Below are 19,404 nucleotides of genomic sequence, written 5' to 3' on the forward strand. Positions count from 1 at the left end.
ATATTAACAACATGAAAAAACTACTTCTTTATTGCCTATTGATCTGCTCCTTTATTGCAGCCAAGGCTGATCCTGTTATAACAACATTCACTGCAACGCCGTCAGAAGGCAGTAATATCCGCATCACCGGAGATAGCCTATCTGTTAACTTTTATCTACAAGCCGCCAGAAGTTATCCACCCCAGGGAGGCGGCTTTGAACCCGGTACCATAACGCTCAGATTGGTTTATAAAACAAGCTCCGGCCAAATTGAACCTATAACAGATTACAAAACCTATAATGCCGCAGATTACAATAATGGCGCCTTCCTGGATATCCATATTAATAATGTTATTCTACGCAGTAGCAATATAGGAAAAACAGTAACAGTTCAATACTCTTACTGGAGTTCAACAGCCGGGCAGACGTTTGGCCCGATGCTTTTAAACGGATATTATTCAGTTATAGGAAATCCTCCTGATGGAACCTTTTATCGGAATAGCACAAATGGTTATATATATGTTGTATTCGATGGGCTATTTAGGCATATATATACATCCTATATATATAATAGTATTTTTGATACTAATAATATCACTTTAACGCAAAATAATACGTCCCCTACACCAATTGGAGAACCTTTAGGCTTACCCAGGTGGCCTTCTGGAACCACCCCTCTTGCAGATGCATTTTTAGCACGTGGGATTTATAATAATACCCCAGATGACAAAGTATACTTGGTTGAAGCCTTGAATGATGGGAATATTTATTACTATTATGCCCGCTGGATAACTACCTATGACCCCGCATTTATTCGATATCATTTTGGAAGCGATGATAATATTAAAAGGATTCCAAATTTAAATCAACTTTTAGCTGATACTTCCCGTTTCAATGGATGTTGGATAAAAGGACCTAATATAAATTAGCAGCAAAATATAATAGGGTTTTCATATAACTGTCTCCTATACTGAAAACCAAATTTCGGGTGTTAAAGTTTTCAATACTGCATCAGCTTCTTGGCTGGTGCAGTTCCTTTTCAGGCTCCTATAAAAACAATCCACTTTTAGCAGACATCATTACACAAGCAGTAATTTCATGTATTATTGTTACAGGTTGCCAAACGCAAACTCAAAAGAGTGGTGTTGTTCCCAACCTATAAACAGCCCTAAGCATTTAATGGGTGAACGTAGAATACTGATTACAGTGTAGCTCCCAACCCATTACTACCACCTTAGGCGGTAGGTTTCCAGGTTAGACTAAATAGCTTTCTATCGTCGAACCTCTCAGTTATCTCGTTGCGGTTGCTATCGATCTGAAATATGCTGCCTGCTGTATGCCCGGAAAGCTTATCTCCAAAAACATTTTGATATCCCTCTCATTATGAAAAAGCGCTACTCGATGTGTAGTGTCTTAGCTGTGGGACATTATCATTATGCATATTCATTTTAGCAATCAGCAACAAAATCATACAGCTTTACTTTGCAATAACCGCAGTTCCCCAGGGATCGCAAATCGGTACAAAGGGTACCCCTTGATCACTGCAATAATCCGTAACTGCCTTTTTTACCCCTTTATATTCGGCATTATTATAATCATGAATAAAAATAAATCCGCCTTTGGATAATCTGGGGTAGAAATACTTCAAGCCTTCAAAGATGGGCTGGTATAAATCCGCATCAAGAGAAACAAATGCAAAATCATCCTCCAGCCCTTCGATTGAATCCGGGAAATACCCCTTTTTGATGATACAACTATCAGGGTTTATCATTTTGTCCAAAACCAGTGCAACATTGGTATCTGAAAAGTCCTGCATACCCGAACTGTAGTTATGTGCTTTCTCAATGAAAACATCTTTTTGGGCGAAGCCTTCAAATGTGTCAAAAAGATAGAAGCGTTTCTCCGGAAACGCCTCATTGATGTACCGGGCAAAATCCCCGCGGTACACCCCAAGTTCCGCAACAGCGCCCGCCACATTGTTCTTCCGGATCTCTTCCGCTATAAGTTCAAATGTACTGATCCGCACATAACCCAAATGAACCGGAACATAAAACAGCCGCTCTCTTCCCAATGCCTGCATGGATTCTTCAAGTACATACTTCTTTTCATTCAAATAATCCTCTACCATTTGCTTTTCCATTGTTTCATTTTTTAAAACGCACTGTTTTGTCTCCGGTCATTGGCCCTGATCGATATCCTGTTCTTCGGCTAACAATTCATTGTACACCTTTTGACGTATCAGCGATGTAACCTGCTCGCTGTGATGTTCCCGTATAAAAGCCCTTGAGCGCTCCGACACAGAAGCATACAAACCATCCCTGGCAGCCAGGTCCTGCAGTATTGAAATAAACTCAGCTTCCTTTTCCGCAATAAAGATATTTTCTCCATGCTTAATTCCTTCCATCCCATCACAAGCCAGCAACGTGGTAATCACCGGCACTCCCACGGCCATAGACTGAAGGATTTTGATACGGATCCCTCCCCCGCCCAATCGTATGGGGGAAATAAGTACAGCACCGCGCAGCAGATCTGTGAGGTCCGGAAGGAACCCTGTAAAAACAACTTCCGGATAGTTTTTCTTAAACGACTCATCCCACACGCCGGTAACATAAAGTTTCATCCCCGTTTGTTTTAAAACAGGCGGGTACATGCCCTCGATAAACCATTTCAATCCATCTTCATTGGGCGGATGTCCCTGGGAGCCCAAAAACACAATTTTTTCTGCTTTGTCTGGCTGCAGCCGGTTATCACCCCCTGCATAAAACATATCGGGAACTGCTGTAGGCCATAGCCTGAGCTTGGATTCCTGAACACCTTCCTGTAATTGTGCAAAATCATTCCGGTTTAACACCAGTACCCTGTCGTAGCGATTCATTAGGTTCAGCTCCGTGAATTTTACCGTATCGATCACATGCGAAGCATAGAGACTTTTGTCATTATACAGCCTGAAATAATCCTGTAAAATCAGATACCGGTTTTCATGCTGAAAGAATACTGTTTTTGCCGAATGCGGCAGGGAATGGACCAGCGGCAGCAGATCGCTGTACTCCACTTGAACAATGTCAAATTGCTTCTTTAGAAACAGCGCTTCAATAAAATCAACAATTTCCCGGTCAACCGGTAAAAAAGGATAATGCCGGTGTGGATTCGACACGCCCTGATGCCACGGTCTGTTTCTTTCTTTTCTTTTTTTGAGTTTTTTGATCAGCCGGGATATTTTCTTAAACACCGACACTTTCTTTTTTAATGCATGATTGGTCATGACATCTTTGCTATAAACCGGCAGGATCTCCACCTCCGGCCACATCGCCTGCAATGCATCCACATGCGGTTTTTCGGTTACCGCTACCTTAAAAATCAGCGTAACATTAAAAAATTTTCTCAGATCGTTAATTTGACCAAAAACACCGAACCGCCCGCCATCCGATACGGGAAAGGGGCAAAGGAAGGTAATCACGGCAACATTTGGCTTGGTTTGAACGCTCATAAAATTTACAAATCAATTAATTATTCGTCAGTAATTTGATACCTGCATGAAACTACTGCTTTATCTTTTGTCTTAAAATTTTAAATATCCTGCCCGATGGATATAAGGGCGCCAAAAATCAGGGTAAATATTTATACCATGAAGCCCAAATGGCAATTCATTATCCATCAATTTCATAGCAAGTTCTGGTTGTTGTTCAATAGAAAAATGCATCGCCTCTTTATAGTCCGGAATATTCAAACGCTTTTTTAATCTATTAACCTCCAGCGACCAAAAAACATCTTCATTAAAAAACTTACTATCATTGTTGGCATTATAAAAATCAATTAGGTCCCGTTCCGTTTTACATAAATTATAAAATTTCTCGGTCCTTCTTAAAGAAAAACCGCCATTCCCCACACGATTATAAAACTGCAGCAGTGTGGGCTGATTACTGTTTGCCTGTTTTCTGTTAAAACGGTAGTGTAGATGAGACCTGATTTTTCTCTTCCATTTATACCGCTCTACCCACGGAGCACCAATATAATCAAACCCCTGGCGGCACCAAAATTGCAATTCATCTTTGAATACAAAAGCATCAGTTTGGTATATCAGTATAAAATCGTAATTCGAAAATCGTTGGTAAAATTCCGCCGATAACATTAAATTATTGTACCCCTTTATATCCTTAAAAAAATGGCTGGAAAACGATTCGGTGTAAAATTTACTATTCCTGAAAAAAGGAGTATAAATAGCATGATCAAGTTCTTCCGGCTTAATTAAAAATAGGTGATGTGCCCCTAAAACTTTGCAACACTGCGTTAGACTTATTTCTTCATACTCTTTTAAAACAGTTTTATAAACGGGTATAACTACTGCAACTTTATTCGACATGATAATTTACTACATTAAACGAAAGATGCTATCTCAATTTATCAATAACGAAATTAGCAAAAAGTAATGGTTTCCCGTTCAAGCAACTCTCCGCATCCAGCTCATCCTCCACCATTCAACCTGCTAAAAAATGGCTTTGTCTACATTGTCGCCTTATCTAATACCCTTTTTGGCACAACTGGGGAAACATTTTCGTTAAAAGAACTGATATGCTTTGGCAACTCAAAAATAGAATCGAGATTTTCGTATCCCTTCTTTATGGTAAAGAAGCGATTAAAAAGTGCTTTAGATTGACTAGCGATCGAACCCCTATACTGAATGTCTCTTGCCAGCTTAACAATCTCGCTCGCAAAATCTTCCGGTGTATCAGCTCTTATACACCCATTATCAAATTTAAGAGGAATTCCATCTAGTCCCCTTAAATTACAAACCACCGGTAGCCCGTAGGACATAGCTTCGACAACTTTTACCTTAATCCCAGTACCCCCTAGCATCGGGCAAATCGCAATACTAGCATTATTATAATAATCATGTAGCTCCTCAACAAAAGAGTGTTTCTCTACATTACAATAGTCCGGTACATATTTTGATATAAGCCCAATAACGCATATTTTTAGCTCTTTAGGCAAACTTGGGTACACCTGCTTAAAAAACCAGTTAGCAGATCTTATATTATTAGGATTGTCACTGGCTACATAAATCAGATCATATTTTTTTCCGTCACGCAAGACTTTAAAAGATTCATTAACCTGGCTAAACATTACGGGAACAAATCGGTGCTTTGATTGCAGAAACTGACTAAACAGATAATATTCGTCCATGGAAATAGACCATATCTCATCAAACATGGACAGCAGCTTTATTTCACGTTCAAATGCAGCCCCTAGCTTAAAACCGTTTTGCTCTTTAAATTGAACTGTCATGAAATCATGTGTATCAATAATCAATTTTGCTCCATTCAGATACGGGTTATTACAAACAAGATTCGCCCAAGTAACATAGCTAATGATAATGACATCGTACTTCTTTTTTTGCAGGATCTGATTAAACTGATTTTGCAAATACGAGTTAGTAAGATCTTGAATTGGGGAGCCTTTACTTAAAAGTTTTTGCCTGCGGACAAGGTTGGGCAATTTCCACTTAAAATAATAGCGTAATTTATTCTTCCGGGGCATTTGAATAGTGCCTACATATAAACCGTAGTTTGGAAATCGATGTTTAAACGCCCGATCATCATATTGGTCCCAACCGGCAACTTCTTTTATACTTACAAAATCCACGTCAAAAAAAGCTGGCCTACTGTCAAAATATTCTAAAAATTGCAAGGCACGTGTTCGGCATCCGTGATCCTTTCTGAGAGGTGGATCAGGCATAAAATATAGCACTTTTTTCTTGTGAATCATTGCAAATCAAGGTTTATACAACTATACTTACGTTTTTCAATAAAATGTTATCTTCAAGGCATTGCTGCCACTTACCTTACATATAACGGCAAAAAAAGCCGTTTTGCAACAACAGCTTCATATTTATTTGTTAAAACGGTAAAACGACACAATACGCTAACCGCACCAGTAAAACTTTTGTAATGCTTCAAGGAAACCTTAAGGGCATTCTCTACAGGTCTCCGGAGATCTCTTTTGAGTGATTTTTCATTAAAAACAATTCCGGTTGTACGCACTTCCCCCTATTATTCCCCAACAATAGGAAATAAAGTATAAGAACGTCTTCGTTATTATTTTGAATCTTACGTAGCACACATATCGGCTATTCCAATTTCAACTTATCCCTATTCTACAGAAATTACTGGCCTACCAGCACACTCTTGATGATATTTAAAAGGGTTTTTTCCGAATGATTCTTTTGAAAGTAAGTTGCAGCAAGGTTTTTTATCTCCGCATAATCAGTTTCTTTATTCAGCAATTTCCAGATAGATTCAGCAAAATCTTTCGCCGATTCTGCTACCACACACCCATTTTCCGTTTTATTAACCAGCCCATCCACCCCCTGGGGATTGCACACCACCGGCAGCCCATACGCAAGGGCCTCGATCACTTTTATCTTTACGCCGGTACCGCTAAGCATTGGACATATAGCCAGCCGGGCCCGGGAGTAATACGGTTGCAGGTCTGGTGCATAGGGCACCTTGCGTATATTGGCGCAGTCCGGAATATGTTCGCATATGCGACCTACAATGCACCACCGCACAGATAAGTCAATGAGCGGATACACCTCCTTAAAAAACCAGTTCGCCGCGTTTACGTTGTGGCGGTTATCGCCAGCTACATAAATAATATCAAATTCCTTTTCTTGCCCTTCGGGGACTACCTGCTCTTGGAGACAGTAAGGCATCAACTTTACATCCTTATCAACAAACTGGCGGAACAGGTACTGTTCCTCTATAGATATCGCCCATATCTGGTCAAAACACCCAAGCCGCCGCATTTCATCAGCAAAGCCCCTACCTGCACTGAAGCGTTTTTTGCCCAATTCCTGAGCTGTAAGAAAATCGTGCGTGTCGACAATCAGTTTTGCCTGCTTTATACGAGGATTGTTTTTAACCAGCCCTGACCAGTAAGCATAGCTGATGACAATATAGTCATAATTGTTCTTTTCGAGAATAGTGTTAAACAAGTGCCGGTTATATGCCGTTACAAAATCTGGAATCGACCGCCGGAAGGCTGTATCTTTAATAAATCGGTTAATGCGATATTGAATGGAGTAGCTAAGCGCTCCGGAACCGGCCGGTTTCTTGCGAAGTTCGTAAACTTCCCGAACGAGGCCCGTTTTTTTCAGCGCATCCGCCTCAGCTGCATCCATAGGCCCACCCCATAAATCAAAGCTATATACATAGTCAACAACACAATCCGCGTTCTTAAATGCCTCCAGCATGCCCCAGGCCCGGCGTATACTCCCTGTATTGTTTTTCATAAGATTGAGCGGGAAAAAATACAATACAGTCTTCATAATTTTTAAAAACCGTCACTAATCCGGATATATACACCGGCCTTTATCCGAACCGTATATAATTAACATTTTATACCTATACCTATAAACATCATCACCCGCTATGCCTCCACATATCCATTGGGCCGGTAGGTGTATTTATACTGTACCGTTTCCCGGTAGATCAGTTCATTCGGTACAAAGTTGGCTCTCGAGCTTAAGGGATGAAAAATATGGTAGCCGATCGCTGCCATTTTCAACCGCTTCTTTTTTACGCCTACATTGATCAGCCGCTCGCCAAATTCATAATCTTCCCATCCCCATCCTTCAAATCCGCTGTAGTACCCGTTCACTTTTACATAATCAGCCTTCCAGAAAGCAAGATTGCATCCCTTTACATTGTGGGAACTATACGGATCTACTTTAAAAAAGGAGGAAAACAGGGGCATTCTTATAGCATTAAACCGACTGTATAATCCGCTCATCAAGGGGTGAAGCCGATTGATCTTTTTTGCTTTTAGCAATGCTTTGCTTTTCCATTCTTTCAGCATCGTGCGACTTCCCTGCACAAAATATCCCTGTTCGGCCGCACCGATATGGTCTGCGATAAATTCGCGGTGCATGATAATATCGCCATCTATTTCAATAATATAATCCGACTCAATCTCTTTTATGGCCTTATTCAGAATCAGACTTTTACGAAAACCCCGATCCTCATGATATACATGCTTTACCGGTATGCTGTGCAGTTTTTCAAAATCACCGATACACCATGCCGTGCGTGTGTCGTCGCCATCCTCCGCAATAATGATCTCATCTGGCCTCCGGCTTTGGTACAAAACACTTTGCAATACCAGCTGCAAGGCTTCCGGCCATTTATAGGTTGAGATTAATAATGCGACCTTAAAAGGAGCTTTTTTCATATTTTTCTGTCTTTCTGCTTTTTGGTTTAGACCAGCTACTGAAACGATCACTACCTCTCAAAACAACGTAAAAAACCGCTGTATCGCAACACTTTCTGTCAGTTTGATTGATCCCGGATCTCAAATTTATCAAATCTTTTACAAATTAGGGTTTCTTCCGGTGCGAGAAGATGGAAGCGATAAAATCTTTTAAGCCCTGCAACGTTTTCCCTTTGTAGTTTCTGTTTAGCTCGCAAAGATAGTTTTTTTACCCTATCCGGGGCACAGAAATCCCCCTTTCGGCTGCCAGGGCGACCCTTTATTTATCAAACTATCATTAAATTTGCCTCTTTATTTGTTGTTTTATGCAATTAACCTCCTTAGATAAATTTGATCAGCTTAGCCCGGAAGATTTTAAAAAGAACTATTATCAGCAAAATAAACCCGTGGTGATCCGGGACCTGGCCCGTCAGTGGCCTGCTTTTTCCAGATGGAACTGGGATTATTTTATTGATATTGTAGGAAACAAGGAAGTAGGTGTTTACAATAATGTAAAAAGCGACTCCTATACTCCAATTAATACGGCAGATGCCTATATGAAATTTGGCGAATACCTGGAGATGGTGAAAAAAGGCCCGGTAGAACTGCGGATCTTTTTATTCAACATTTTCCAGCATGCCCCCCAGATCGTTTCCGATTTTACCTGGCCTGATACTTACATGAGGGGCTTTGTAAAAAAATTCCCCATGCTATTTGTAGGCGGCCAGGGCTCCGTTACGCATATGCATTTCGATATCGACCTCAGCCATATTCTTCACACACAATTCCTGGGAAGAAAAAGGGTATTGCTTTTTCCATTTGAGGAACAGCACAAATTGTACCGGAAACCCTGGGAGGTGTTGAGCCTGGCAAATTTTGCGCAGTATTATGAAAAATTCGACTATGCAAAATTTCCGGCTGCAAAAAATGCCAGGGGATATGAAGTGATCCTGGAACATGGAGACACCCTGTTTATGCCAGCCGGATACTGGCACCATATGGAGTATATTGATGCCGGATTTGCTATGAGTCTCAGGGCCTTGCAAAACAGTGTGTCCGGCAAGTTAAAGGGTGTATGGAACCTTTTTGGCATGCGGAATATCGATACCCTGATGAAGAAAACAGCACCTAAATGGTGGTACGACCGCAAAGTGAAGCAGTTGTATGCAGATGCAGCGCAAACAATGAGGTAATATGCTAATGGGTTGATTTGAAAATGTGGGGATGAAGATATCGTTACTGCATCCTGATCTTCCTCTGGTCCCATATTAAACAGGAAATTGGGAATGGCGGGTCAAGGTTGTTCTTTTAGTACACGGACGTCCTTATATGCCCACAGAAGCCCCTGATTTTTATAGAACAACTGCTGCGGGCTGCCAGGAAACGGTATCAAATGCCGAGTAGTCAGAAGTTTGTACATGAAGCATAAAAAGGGAACCCAACCTCAAGCCTTTCCTTCGGCAATGTAAAATATCCAATAAGAAATAGTAAATATAAAATTGAAGATGCCGCTCCTGCTCCGTGAACCTCCCCCGATTAATATTTGACAGACGTCAGACGATAGACATCTTATAGCCGGCATCTAACATCTAACGTAAAATGGACCTGACATGGGAACCTGAAATAGTGAATGATTAACGGATGATAGAGCGTAAAATGGATCCGGTTTTAAACGTTAAACCTTGAACTTCCAGAAGCACATTGAATAAAAAACCGGATCTGACATAGCACTTAAGCCTGGAACTTAACTGTTCCAAATGTTCCAGCTTAATTCTGCCTGCCCTACCAGCATGTCATAACCATTTTTGATCACTGCTCCCCTGCGCTGTCCTTCCTCCAGAAATGCCGTCAGCGGCGGGTTGTAAACAAGGTCATATAAATAATGCCGGGGCGTGATCCATTCATAAGGCAACGCAGGTTTTCCTTCTGTTTTGGGATAGCTTCCCAGCGGCGTGGTATTGATGATTAGCGGATAGGCTTCCATCGTTGCCGCATCCAGGTGCTGATACCCCAGCGCATCCGGCGCCGACGTGCGCGAAACATACTGGTAAGCAATCCCCAGCTTTTCCAGTGTATAACGCACAGCTTTCGACGCCCCGCCAGTGCCCAGGATCAATGCCTGGGTATGGTGTGGCTGCAATTGCTGCAGTAAGGTTGTTTCAAAAGCCGCAGCATCCGTATTGTAACCCTTTAATTTTCCATTGATGATCCGGATGCAATTACAGGCGCCTATTGAAGCGGCTTCTCCGTCCAGCTCCTGTAAAAACGCCATTACCTCCTGTTTGTAAGGAATGGTTACATTAAACCCCGCCAGCTCCGGGTGCTGTTGCAACAACGCCGGCAGGTGCTGAATAGAAGGAATTTCAAATGCCTCATACCGGCAGCCTCCGATCCCCTCTTTTTCAAACTTTTCCGTAAAATAACGTTTGGAAAAAGACTGGCTTAGCGGAAATCCTATTAAACCAAACAGTCGCATTAAAACGCGGTTTTATTATCAAGGTATAATCCAAAAGAATCGCCCCTCAGGCCGATGCGCATGGCCTCCAGCGCAATGACTTCATTGGGCGGAATATTTCCCAGGTTTACATTACATCCGATCAACTCCAGGAAATAAAGCTGCTGAGCCTTCTGCGGCGCCTCCCAGATGATCTTTTCCGAGGGAATCTGGGTAAGAATCTCCTGTACCAGTCCTTCCCGTACTTCACCGGTGCCACGATAAATGCCCACGTTTCCTGCTTCCCGGGCCTCCGCAATCACATAAGAAGAGCCGGCTTCCAGTTCGGCCTTCATCAGCTCAATCCATTTATACGGCGGAATAATATGGGTGGCATCCTTACTGCCCACTTCGCTTAAAACGGTTCCGTGCTTCGTCAGCTTTTCAATGTAACCGCATTTCTCTGCGTGAGGAATGCTGATGGAGCCATCGCTCACTTCCATATAATCGATCCCGAAATGTTTACAGATGGCAATATAATCGTCTACCTGGTTGCGTACTAGATAGGCTTCAAATAAAGTACCTCCAAAATAAACAGGAACATCATAAGAACGGTACACTTCAATCTTCTTTTCCAGGTTCGGGGTTACTACCGCGGTACCAAATCCCAACTTTAATACATCTACATGGGGATGAGAAACACTCATAAAACTTGTTGCCTCATCTATACTCAACCCTTTATCCATTACCATTGTGATGCCGTTTGTACGTGGACGAACGTACCGTTCCGGCATCTGCGTCAAATTAAACTTCATTCGGTATCAGTTATTAATCGTCGCAAAAGTAACCATTTTGCGGAAGTTTGAGCCACCCATAAAATGAAGGCTCAGGAAAAAGCATTGAAAATGAACCATCAATTGATAAAACCGCCTTAAATTATCCCGGTATTTTCTATTTATAGAAAGGCATTTACTTATTTTTGGTACCAGATTTTATTATAAACACTTTATCATTGATATATGAAGAAATCCGTTCGTATTTTTTGGCGAATTTTTTTCATTTTATTCGGAGCGGGTATTTTGACCGTGCTTTTGGCCAATTGGGGCGTATTTGGCAAAATGCCTTCGCTGGCGGAGCTGGAAAACCCCACCATTATGCAGGCCTCCGAAGTACTGGCAGCGGATGGCACACTGATGGGAAAATACTATTTGCCGAACGGAAACCGTTCGCTGGTAAAGTACCGTGATATTTCTCCCAATGTGGTCAATGCCCTGATTGCAACGGAAGACAAACGTTTTTATGATCATGCCGGCATTGATCTGAAAGGAACCCTGCGGGCGATTTTTTTACTGGGGAAAGAAGGCGGCGGCAGTACCATTACCCAACAGCTGGCGCTGGCCCTGTTTAACCAGCGTGCAAGCAATAAAGCCTTGAGGGTTATCCAGAAATTAAAAGAATGGATCATTTCCGTAAAACTGGAACGCAATTTTACCAAGGAAGAAATTGTTGCTTTATACCTGAATGCCGTTCCATTCAGCGATAATGTATATGGGATCCGCAATGCGGCCCGGACCTGGTTCCAAAAAGAGCCGGACCGGCTAAGTGTGGATGAAGCAGCCCTGCTGGTAGGAATGATTAACGGGCCGGGGATCTACAATCCCCGGAGAAATCCAAAGCTGGCCATTGACCGCAGAAACCTGGTAATCTCCCGGATGGTGGAAAACGGCAACCTTTCGTCCGCTGAAGGCGAGCGCCTGTCTGCCATGCCAATGAAACTCAACTATAAAAAAATGGATGAGAACACCGGTTATGCGCCCTATTTCCGGGATGTGCTGCGCGATGAATTAAAGACGATTTTAAAAGATCCGGGGTTGAAAAAACCGGATGGCTCTTCTTACAGCCTTTACGAAGATGGTTTAAAAATTTATACCACCATCAACCCGCTGATGCAGCAATATGCAGAAGAAGCGGTGTATATGCAGGTACCCAACCTGCAGCGTGCGCTGGTGCGCCAGTCGTTTATAAAAAGCGGGGCCGTATGGAAAGGCCGGGACAATATTTTACTCCGGGCGATGAAGGAAAGCGACCGCTGGAAGAATATGGCTGATGATGGGTTTTCTGATAAAGAGATCAAGGCCAGCTTTTATAAAAAAGTGCCCATGCGCATTTTTGCCTGGAATGCCAGCAAAGGGCGGGATACGGTCATGACGCCTTATGATTCCATCAAATATCACCGCACGATGGTACAATCGGCCTTTATGGTAATGGACCCGGTAACCGGTGAAGTAAAAGCCTGGGTGGGGGGTATCGATTTCAAGACCTACAAATACGATCACGTAAACCTGAAAACCAAGCGCCAGGTAGGATCTACCATCAAGCCGCTGTTATATGCCGAGGCGATCGAAGAACAGAATATGACGCCTGAATCGATGGTTGAAGATGTACAGCAGAATTTTGGCAACGGGCAGCTGGTGCCGGCCACCGGAAGAACCTGTACCGGCCGGTCGATGACAATGGCCTCTGCCCTGGCATGGTCGCGCAACTGTGCCACCGCCTACATTATGAAGATCGTGGGCCCGGCCCAGTTTGTTAATTTCCTACAGCGGATCAATATCCCTACAAAAGTGCCCGCCTTCCCTTCCATTGCCCTGGGGGCCTGCGAACTTTCACTTTTTGAAATGCTTTGGGGGTATTCCATTTTTGGAGGGCGGGGGTTTTCTACCAAGCCGTATTTTATCAGCCGCATTGAAGACCGGAATGGCAATGTAATCAAGCGTTTTGACTACAGCGTGAACCGCAAAGAGGCCATCAGCGAAGCCACCGCTTATACCATGAGCCGCATGATGCAGGGGATTGTAGATAAAGGTACCGCCGCGGGATTGCGTGCCCGCCTCGGTGCTGCGGAGATGGCCGGAAAAACCGGCACCACCAACGACAACAGTGATGCCTGGTTTATGGGTTTTACGCCTCAGTTGCTGGGCGGTGTTTGGGTAGGCTGTGATGACCGTTTCATCCGTAATGAGGGTAAGGGCGGTTTTGGTGGTGAAGCAGCACGCCCGATCTGGGAAGCATTCTTTAAAAAAGTATACGCCGACAAATCGCTGGGCATTAATAAGGATGAAAAATTTGCAGAGCCGGCTACTATGGAAAACGAAGTACTCAGTGCCGATCCGTCTCAATATGTCACTTCTGAAAACCCCGAGCCCACAGCAGAGGGAGAAGATGCAGGGCTGGGCACCGAACAGGACTATATGCAGAACAATAATGAATACATCGGACCCGAATCCAAGCCGGTAACCGATGAAAAGGGGCCTGTGAAGGACACTACCAAAAAAGAACCGTCTAAAGCCGTACAGGGAAAGCCCATCGGTTCTGCAGATGAGCCTAAAAAGAAGAAAGGATTTCTGGGCGGGCTTTTTAAGAAAAAAGATAAAAATAAAAACCAGGAAGGCGAGAAATAGCTTTAGCGCTTAGCCGTCGGCATTCACCGGTCAGTTGATGATTAGCGGCTGAAGGCCGAACGCTGTGTGCCAAACGCTACAGGCAAACGGCTAACAGCCGGTAGCGGTCTGACGGCTGAACTATCGTATATTTGCGCATTATTTTATTTAAAAATCGAATCATTATATGGCAGACATTTTTGAGCGGCTATTAAAAAATTACGGGCCTATTGGTCAACACAGGGAAAGAGCTCACGGTTATTTTGCGTTTCCTAAATTAGAGGGAGAGATTGGTAGCGTTATGAAATTCCGGGGCAACGATGTAATCGTTTGGAGCCTCAACAACTACCTGGGACTGGCCAATCACCCCGAAATCAGAAAGGCTGACGCTGAAGGTGCTGCTCAATATGGTCTTGCATTACCGATGGGCGCCCGCATGATGAGCGGCAACTCTAACCTGCACGAACAACTGGAAGCAGAACTGGCAGCATTTGTACACAAAGAAGACGCCGTGTTGCTGAATTTTGGTTACCAGGGCATGGTAAGCATCATCGATGTGCTGTGCAGCCGTCATGATGTGATCGTTTATGACGCGGAAAGTCACGCCTGCATCATCGACGGATTAAGACTGCACCCGGGTCATCGCTTTGTATTCAAACATAACAATATTGAAGACTTTGAAAAACAAATGGAGCGGGCTACGGCGCTGATCGAAAAACAAAAATCCGGCGGTATCCTGGTGATCACCGAAGGCGTTTTTGGTATGGCCGGAGACCAGGGCAAACTGAAAGAAATTGTAGCCCTGAAAGGTAAATACGATTTCCGCCTGCTGGTAGACGATGCACACGGGTTTGGCACATTGGGCAAAACCGGTGCCGGTGCTGGTGAAGAACAAGGCGTACAGGACCAGATCGATATCTATTTTTCAACATTTGCAAAATCGATGGCGTCTATCGGGGCCTTTGTTGCCGGCGACCGTAAGATCATTGATTATATCCGCTACAATATCCGCAGTCAGATTTTTGCCAAAAGCCTGCCTATGCCGCTGGTGATAGGCAACCTGAAGCGCCTGGAGCTGCTGCGCACCCGCCCGGAACTTAAGCAAAAACTCTGGGACAATGCGTTAAAATTGCAGAACGGTTTGAAGGAACGCGGCTTTGATATCGGTACAACAGATTCCGTGGTGACCCCTATTTATATGAAAGGCGGCGTTGAAGAAGCTACCGCAATGGTGATGGACCTGAGGGAAAATTATCGCATCTTTTGCTCAATCGTAGTATATCCTGTAATTCCCAAGGGCCATATTATTTACCGCCTGATTCCTACGGCCAGTCATACAGATGAAGATATCGAAGCTACCCTGGAGGCTTTCTCTGCTGTAAAAGAGAAACTCGATGAGGGAGCTTACAAAACAAACGCCATCCCCGACATGGCGGAACGCTCTTAAATAAGCTATACAATCATAAAGGTAAATGAGCGGTGATCTCAAAAAGAATCATCGCTCATTTTTTATGTTCCTCCGCTGCCATACTGCAAAAAAAGAGCTGTCTTTACAGACAGCTCACACGTTTTTTCAACGATTACTTACTGGTTATTTTACTTCGTTTACAACAACAACTTCTACAGTTTTAGCAGATTTGCTGATATTGTATACTTTAACGCTGTTGTTCTTTATATCGCTTACTTCAAAAGTCAGCTTTACATCAGCCGGCAGCTGGGTATCGAACTGGTAATTACGTACGATTTTAGCACCGGAAACCGTTTCATTATACAATACCTCGCCGGTTTCGTCTTTGATTGCAACCGCGTACGTTCCCTTATTCAGGTTGTTCAACCGCAGTTGATAGATCGGCAATTGTGTATTTGAGTTGATGTACTTTAACTCAACAGGATTGTCAACGTTATCGTTTGCGATAACATTGCCTGCAGAAATAGTAGTGGCAAGCGCTACTGCCAGAACGAGTGATAATACTTTAAATTTCATGGTAATTGTTTTATGATTTTTAATTAAGGTTTTGCTTATAAACACATCTATTTGATGTAGATGTTCTTTGTGGTAATGGTATTGGAAAACAAGAGTCCCAATTGATAGGCCGCATTTGCAGCTTTTGTTAATAAAGTCTTCATTTTACGTCTCCTTTTGTTTAATCTTTATAATATTTTCTTCAATGGTCAATATCGCCGGGCGGCAAACAAAAACGAGACAAGCGAATCCTGGTTGTTGAGCTCAATCGGGTGCGTTGTAAAGCACTTTTTTTAAATTGATACCACAAAGCTACGGTCTGCAAAACGCCGTATAAAACCAATATTTGGCAATTCTTAGGGTGGTTAGCTAAGCAACAACCATCACAAGATCCTGAAATTCAAACCATTAAAACTCCATCTACCATGATATCCAACCGAAAAATAAAATCATCCCTCTACGGTCTCCAGTGCTTTTCCAGCCTGTTTTTTATTCCGTTTTTCAGCGTGAATGGAGTGTAAAAACAGGGCTGGGGCCGTTTCAAAAAGATATCGAAACCCAACCGAAATCAGTAGTAACAAGGCCGTTTTTTCATAGACTGTTTTTTTATCATACAACAGATTTACCGTATCTTACGGCGCCGAAACGTATTCAGCCATGCTCAAACATAAAACTTCTGTATTGTTTGTCAACAACTCTGGCAAAGAAAAAAAAGCAGTCCAGGTTCCCACGGCCTTATTGCTATCATGGAGGAAGTATCTGATTGCCGGCATCACCCTGATCCTTTTGTTATGTGCATCGCTTTGCTTTTTTATCTTCAAAAAAACCAGCAGCTTTTATTCCCTTGCCTACAAAAGCCGGCTGGAGCATGTGAACCGTGTAAGAGAAGAAGTCAATGTAGAAAAAATAAAGGCGGCATTTAAATCGATCGATCAGCGTATGCAACAGATCAACCGGCTCCTTGCCGAACGAGGACTATCAAAACTGACACTGGAGCATGCAGGCGGCCCCGAAATCTTTGACATGACGAACATTGACGAAGTGGCCTCACTTTATGATTCAGGGTTGGTGAAGGCAGAAAACCTGATCCGCCATACACCTATCGGAAGACCGCATTTTGGTGAGCAAACCTCGGGATTCGGGCACCGCTACAATCCATTCGGCAACGGTTCTGTTGAAAGTCACAGTGGCCTTGATTTCAAGGGTGAGATCGGAGAAACCGTAAAAACGACTGCAGATGGCACGGTTGTGCATGCCGGACCCAAAGGCGGATATGGAAACTGTGTAATCGTGCAACATCAAAATGGATTCCAAACCTTATACGGGCATTTATCCAAAATAAACGTCAAAGAACAACAAAAAATACGCTCCGGCGAGAAGATCGGGGAAGTAGGCAGCACGGGGCGAAGTACCGGTCCGCATTTACATTATGAGATCCTTATAAACGGGGTCAGAACCGATCCTTCTCGTTATACAAAATAGTAGCACTATGTTCCAAAAGAATACATCCAGGGAGAAAAAAACGAATTTAGACAATATCGCAATTAATACGGTGATTGACGAAGGCATGCTGATTAAGGGCGACATTTTGGGCGAAGGAGCCATCCGCATTGATGGGAAAATAGAAGGGAACATTGATCTTAAAGAAGGCATTATTCTCGGGGAAAAATCGGAGATCAGGGGCGCCGTAAAAAGCAACATCATCGTTGTGCACGGAAAACTATATGGCAATATACAATGCCGCTACCTGTATATTAAAAGCACCGGACTGATCGACGGCGATATCGAGGTAGAAGCTTTTGAGGTAGAGCTGGGCGGGCAATACAACGGTACGCTTAAAATGACGACTCCTGCGTCAATGACCAACGGTGTTGCGAAATCTAAAAAAGCAGAAGCAGTGGTTTAAACGCTTCTTTCTGACGGTGCACACACTTGCCGCAACAGTGGCCGAATGGCGGACGTAATACACATTCTTCAAAACACAAATAAACCGGTTAAAACGGAGGTTCTTTACCGGATCATCCTAATTTTATCATCCATTTTTATAAAACAACTTTATGCATAACAAAACCCGGGGTCTTTTTTCGGCAACCTTTCTCATCGCTTGTGCTACAGCTGCAGCCACAAACAACCCGCTTTTTATGGCTCATCCCTACACGGATACCTTACCCGCTGTAGAAAAGAAGGCCCCCAACAGTAATTACCGACCGGCCTTTAACGGTCAAACCCGGGTAAAAGGAACAAAGACCACCACCGGCTATAAGGTAGAAAAAATAGCAGAGAAGGTAGGCGCTCCTTTTGCCATTGTAGCGATGCCCGACGGCCGACTGATGGTTACGGTAAAATCGGGTCATATGGAAATACGCAACCGGAACGGGAGCCTGGTAAAAACGATCACCGGTTTCCCGACCGTTGACCTGGTGGGTCAGGGCGGCTTGCTGGATGTGGCGTTTGACCCCAGTTACGGCCGCAATAAAACGATTTATTGGACCTACTCCGAAAAACAGGGAAAAGGCAACTTAACGGCCGTGGCCAAAGGAACCCTGAATGAGGCCGCGGGAAAAGTTGAAAACGTATCCGTAATCTTCCGCGCCACACCGGCCTTAAACAGCAACCTGCATTTTGGCTCGCGGATTGTTTTTGATGCATCAGGAAATCTATTGGTAGCCGTAGGTGAGCGATCTATTTTGGAAGGGCGGGCGCAGGCACAGCAACTGCAGTCCGGGCTTGGAAAAATATTCAGGATCACCACCAGTGGCAAACCGGCCGCGGGTAACCCCTTCCTGAAGAAACCTGGCGCCATGCCCGAAATCTACAGCTATGGACACCGCAATCCGCAGGGACTGGATATCAATCCGGCCACCGGTGAACCCTGGGAAGCCGAATTTGGCCCACGTGGCGGTGATGAAATCAATATCATACGCGCCGGAAGAAATTATGGCTGGCCCGTGATCACCTATGGCATCGAATACAACGGTTCAAAAGTAGGCAATGCCCTGCAGCAGCAAAAAGGAATGGAACAACCGGTATATTACTGGGATCCGGTTATTTCCCCCAGCGGCATCTGTTTTTACAGGGGAAATGCCATCCCTGAGTGGAAGAATAATTTGTTTGTAGCATCCCTCAGCGGACAGCATATTGACCGGCTGGTGATCAAAAACAACAAAGTGGTTGGAGAAGAGCGGCTGTTGGCAGATAAGAGCGAGCGCTTCCGGGATATCGCCTGTGTAAACGGCATGCTTTTTACCATTACCGATAAAGGTAATATTTACCGGATCGGCCGGTAGCCTTACGCACAGAGAAAAAAACCGCGAAACGCACGACATTCGCTAATACCATAGCAT

16 protein-coding genes are annotated in these 19,404 nt (G+C 43.7%); 7 read left to right on the plus strand and 9 right to left on the minus strand.

Features of this window, described 5'->3' with window-relative positions:
* Positions 1-11: 11 nt before the first annotated feature.
* Entirely contained in the window at positions 12-908 is an 897-nt protein-coding gene (locus LL912_RS11860; protein ID WP_235553783.1) for a hypothetical protein, read from the plus strand.
* 548 nt (positions 909-1,456) lie between these two features.
* On the opposite strand, the gene LL912_RS11865 is transcribed toward LL912_RS11860, so the two are convergent.
* The 6 genes from LL912_RS11865 to LL912_RS11890 all read right to left on the minus strand — a co-directional run bounded on the left by LL912_RS11865 (position 1,457) and on the right by LL912_RS11890 (position 8,205).
* Positions 1,457-2,119 carry a TylF/MycF/NovP-related O-methyltransferase gene (locus tag LL912_RS11865; RefSeq protein WP_235553784.1) on the minus strand — a complete coding sequence of 221 codons (663 nt, stop codon included), beginning with the start codon at positions 2,117-2,119 and terminating at the stop codon, positions 1,457-1,459.
* A 36-nt stretch (positions 2,120-2,155) separates the two neighbouring features.
* Complete coding sequence (locus LL912_RS11870; protein ID WP_235553785.1) at positions 2,156-3,466, minus strand: glycosyltransferase family 4 protein; 1,311 nt, start codon at positions 3,464-3,466, stop codon at positions 2,156-2,158.
* Between the two features lie 72 nt (positions 3,467-3,538).
* On the minus strand, positions 3,539-4,339 hold the full coding sequence (locus tag LL912_RS11875; RefSeq protein ID WP_235553786.1) for a DUF5672 family protein: 801 nt from the start codon (positions 4,337-4,339) through the stop codon (positions 3,539-3,541).
* Positions 4,340-4,479: 140 nt separating this feature from the next.
* Positions 4,480-5,742, minus strand: coding sequence for a glycosyltransferase (locus tag LL912_RS11880; RefSeq protein WP_235553787.1), 1,263 nt, complete (start codon positions 5,740-5,742; stop codon positions 4,480-4,482).
* 397 nt (positions 5,743-6,139) lie between these two features.
* Positions 6,140-7,303, minus strand: coding sequence for a glycosyltransferase (locus LL912_RS11885; protein ID WP_235553788.1), 1,164 nt, complete (start codon positions 7,301-7,303; stop codon positions 6,140-6,142).
* Positions 7,304-7,404: 101 nt separating this feature from the next.
* Positions 7,405-8,205 carry a glycosyltransferase family 2 protein gene (locus tag LL912_RS11890; protein ID WP_235553789.1) on the minus strand — a complete coding sequence of 267 codons (801 nt, stop codon included), beginning with the start codon at positions 8,203-8,205 and terminating at the stop codon, positions 7,405-7,407.
* Between the two features lie 344 nt (positions 8,206-8,549).
* On the opposite strand from LL912_RS11890, the gene LL912_RS11895 reads away from it, so the two are divergent.
* Positions 8,550-9,416, plus strand: coding sequence for a cupin-like domain-containing protein (locus tag LL912_RS11895; RefSeq protein ID WP_235553790.1), 867 nt, complete (start codon positions 8,550-8,552; stop codon positions 9,414-9,416).
* Between the two features lie 551 nt (positions 9,417-9,967).
* On the opposite strand, the gene LL912_RS11900 is transcribed toward LL912_RS11895, so the two are convergent.
* Complete coding sequence (locus tag LL912_RS11900; RefSeq protein ID WP_235553791.1) at positions 9,968-10,699, minus strand: shikimate dehydrogenase family protein; 732 nt, start codon at positions 10,697-10,699, stop codon at positions 9,968-9,970.
* A complete protein-coding gene (locus LL912_RS11905; RefSeq protein ID WP_235553792.1) occupies positions 10,699-11,472 on the minus strand; it encodes a phosphosulfolactate synthase in 774 nt (257 codons plus the stop codon). The genes LL912_RS11900 and LL912_RS11905 overlap by 1 nt, the downstream gene beginning before the upstream one ends.
* Before the next feature lie 204 nt (positions 11,473-11,676).
* On the opposite strand from LL912_RS11905, the gene LL912_RS11910 reads away from it, so the two are divergent.
* Together LL912_RS11910 and LL912_RS11915 are read left to right on the plus strand one after the other, a co-directional pair.
* On the plus strand, positions 11,677-14,118 hold the full coding sequence (locus LL912_RS11910; protein WP_235553793.1) for a penicillin-binding protein 1A: 2,442 nt from the start codon (positions 11,677-11,679) through the stop codon (positions 14,116-14,118).
* A gap of 166 nt (positions 14,119-14,284) precedes the next feature.
* A complete protein-coding gene (locus LL912_RS11915; protein WP_235553794.1) occupies positions 14,285-15,544 on the plus strand; it encodes an aminotransferase class I/II-fold pyridoxal phosphate-dependent enzyme in 1,260 nt (419 codons plus the stop codon).
* A 144-nt stretch (positions 15,545-15,688) separates the two neighbouring features.
* Here LL912_RS11915 and LL912_RS11920 read toward each other — a convergent pair whose 3' ends face one another.
* The gene (locus LL912_RS11920) at positions 15,689-16,081 is read right to left on the minus strand and encodes a hypothetical protein (protein ID WP_235553795.1); all 393 of its coding nucleotides are present in this window, start codon (positions 16,079-16,081) and stop codon (positions 15,689-15,691) included.
* 636 nt (positions 16,082-16,717) lie between these two features.
* Between LL912_RS11920 and LL912_RS11925 the strand changes: the two genes are divergently transcribed.
* The 3 genes from LL912_RS11925 to LL912_RS11935 all read left to right on the plus strand — a co-directional run bounded on the left by LL912_RS11925 (position 16,718) and on the right by LL912_RS11935 (position 19,347).
* Positions 16,718-17,542 (plus strand): M23 family metallopeptidase, encoded by an 825-nt coding sequence (locus tag LL912_RS11925; protein WP_235553796.1) that lies wholly within the window; start codon positions 16,718-16,720, stop codon positions 17,540-17,542.
* 7 nt (positions 17,543-17,549) lie between these two features.
* Positions 17,550-17,966, plus strand: a complete 417-nt coding sequence (locus LL912_RS11930) for a bactofilin family protein (RefSeq protein WP_235553797.1) — start codon at positions 17,550-17,552, stop codon at positions 17,964-17,966.
* Positions 17,967-18,117: 151 nt separating this feature from the next.
* Positions 18,118-19,347 carry a PQQ-dependent sugar dehydrogenase gene (locus tag LL912_RS11935; RefSeq protein WP_235553798.1) on the plus strand — a complete coding sequence of 410 codons (1,230 nt, stop codon included), beginning with the start codon at positions 18,118-18,120 and terminating at the stop codon, positions 19,345-19,347.
* Positions 19,348-19,404 lie beyond the last annotated feature (57 nt).

The sequence above is a fragment of the Niabella agricola genome (assembly GCF_021538615.1).
Classification (GTDB): Bacteria; Bacteroidota; Bacteroidia; order Chitinophagales; family Chitinophagaceae; genus Niabella; species Niabella agricola.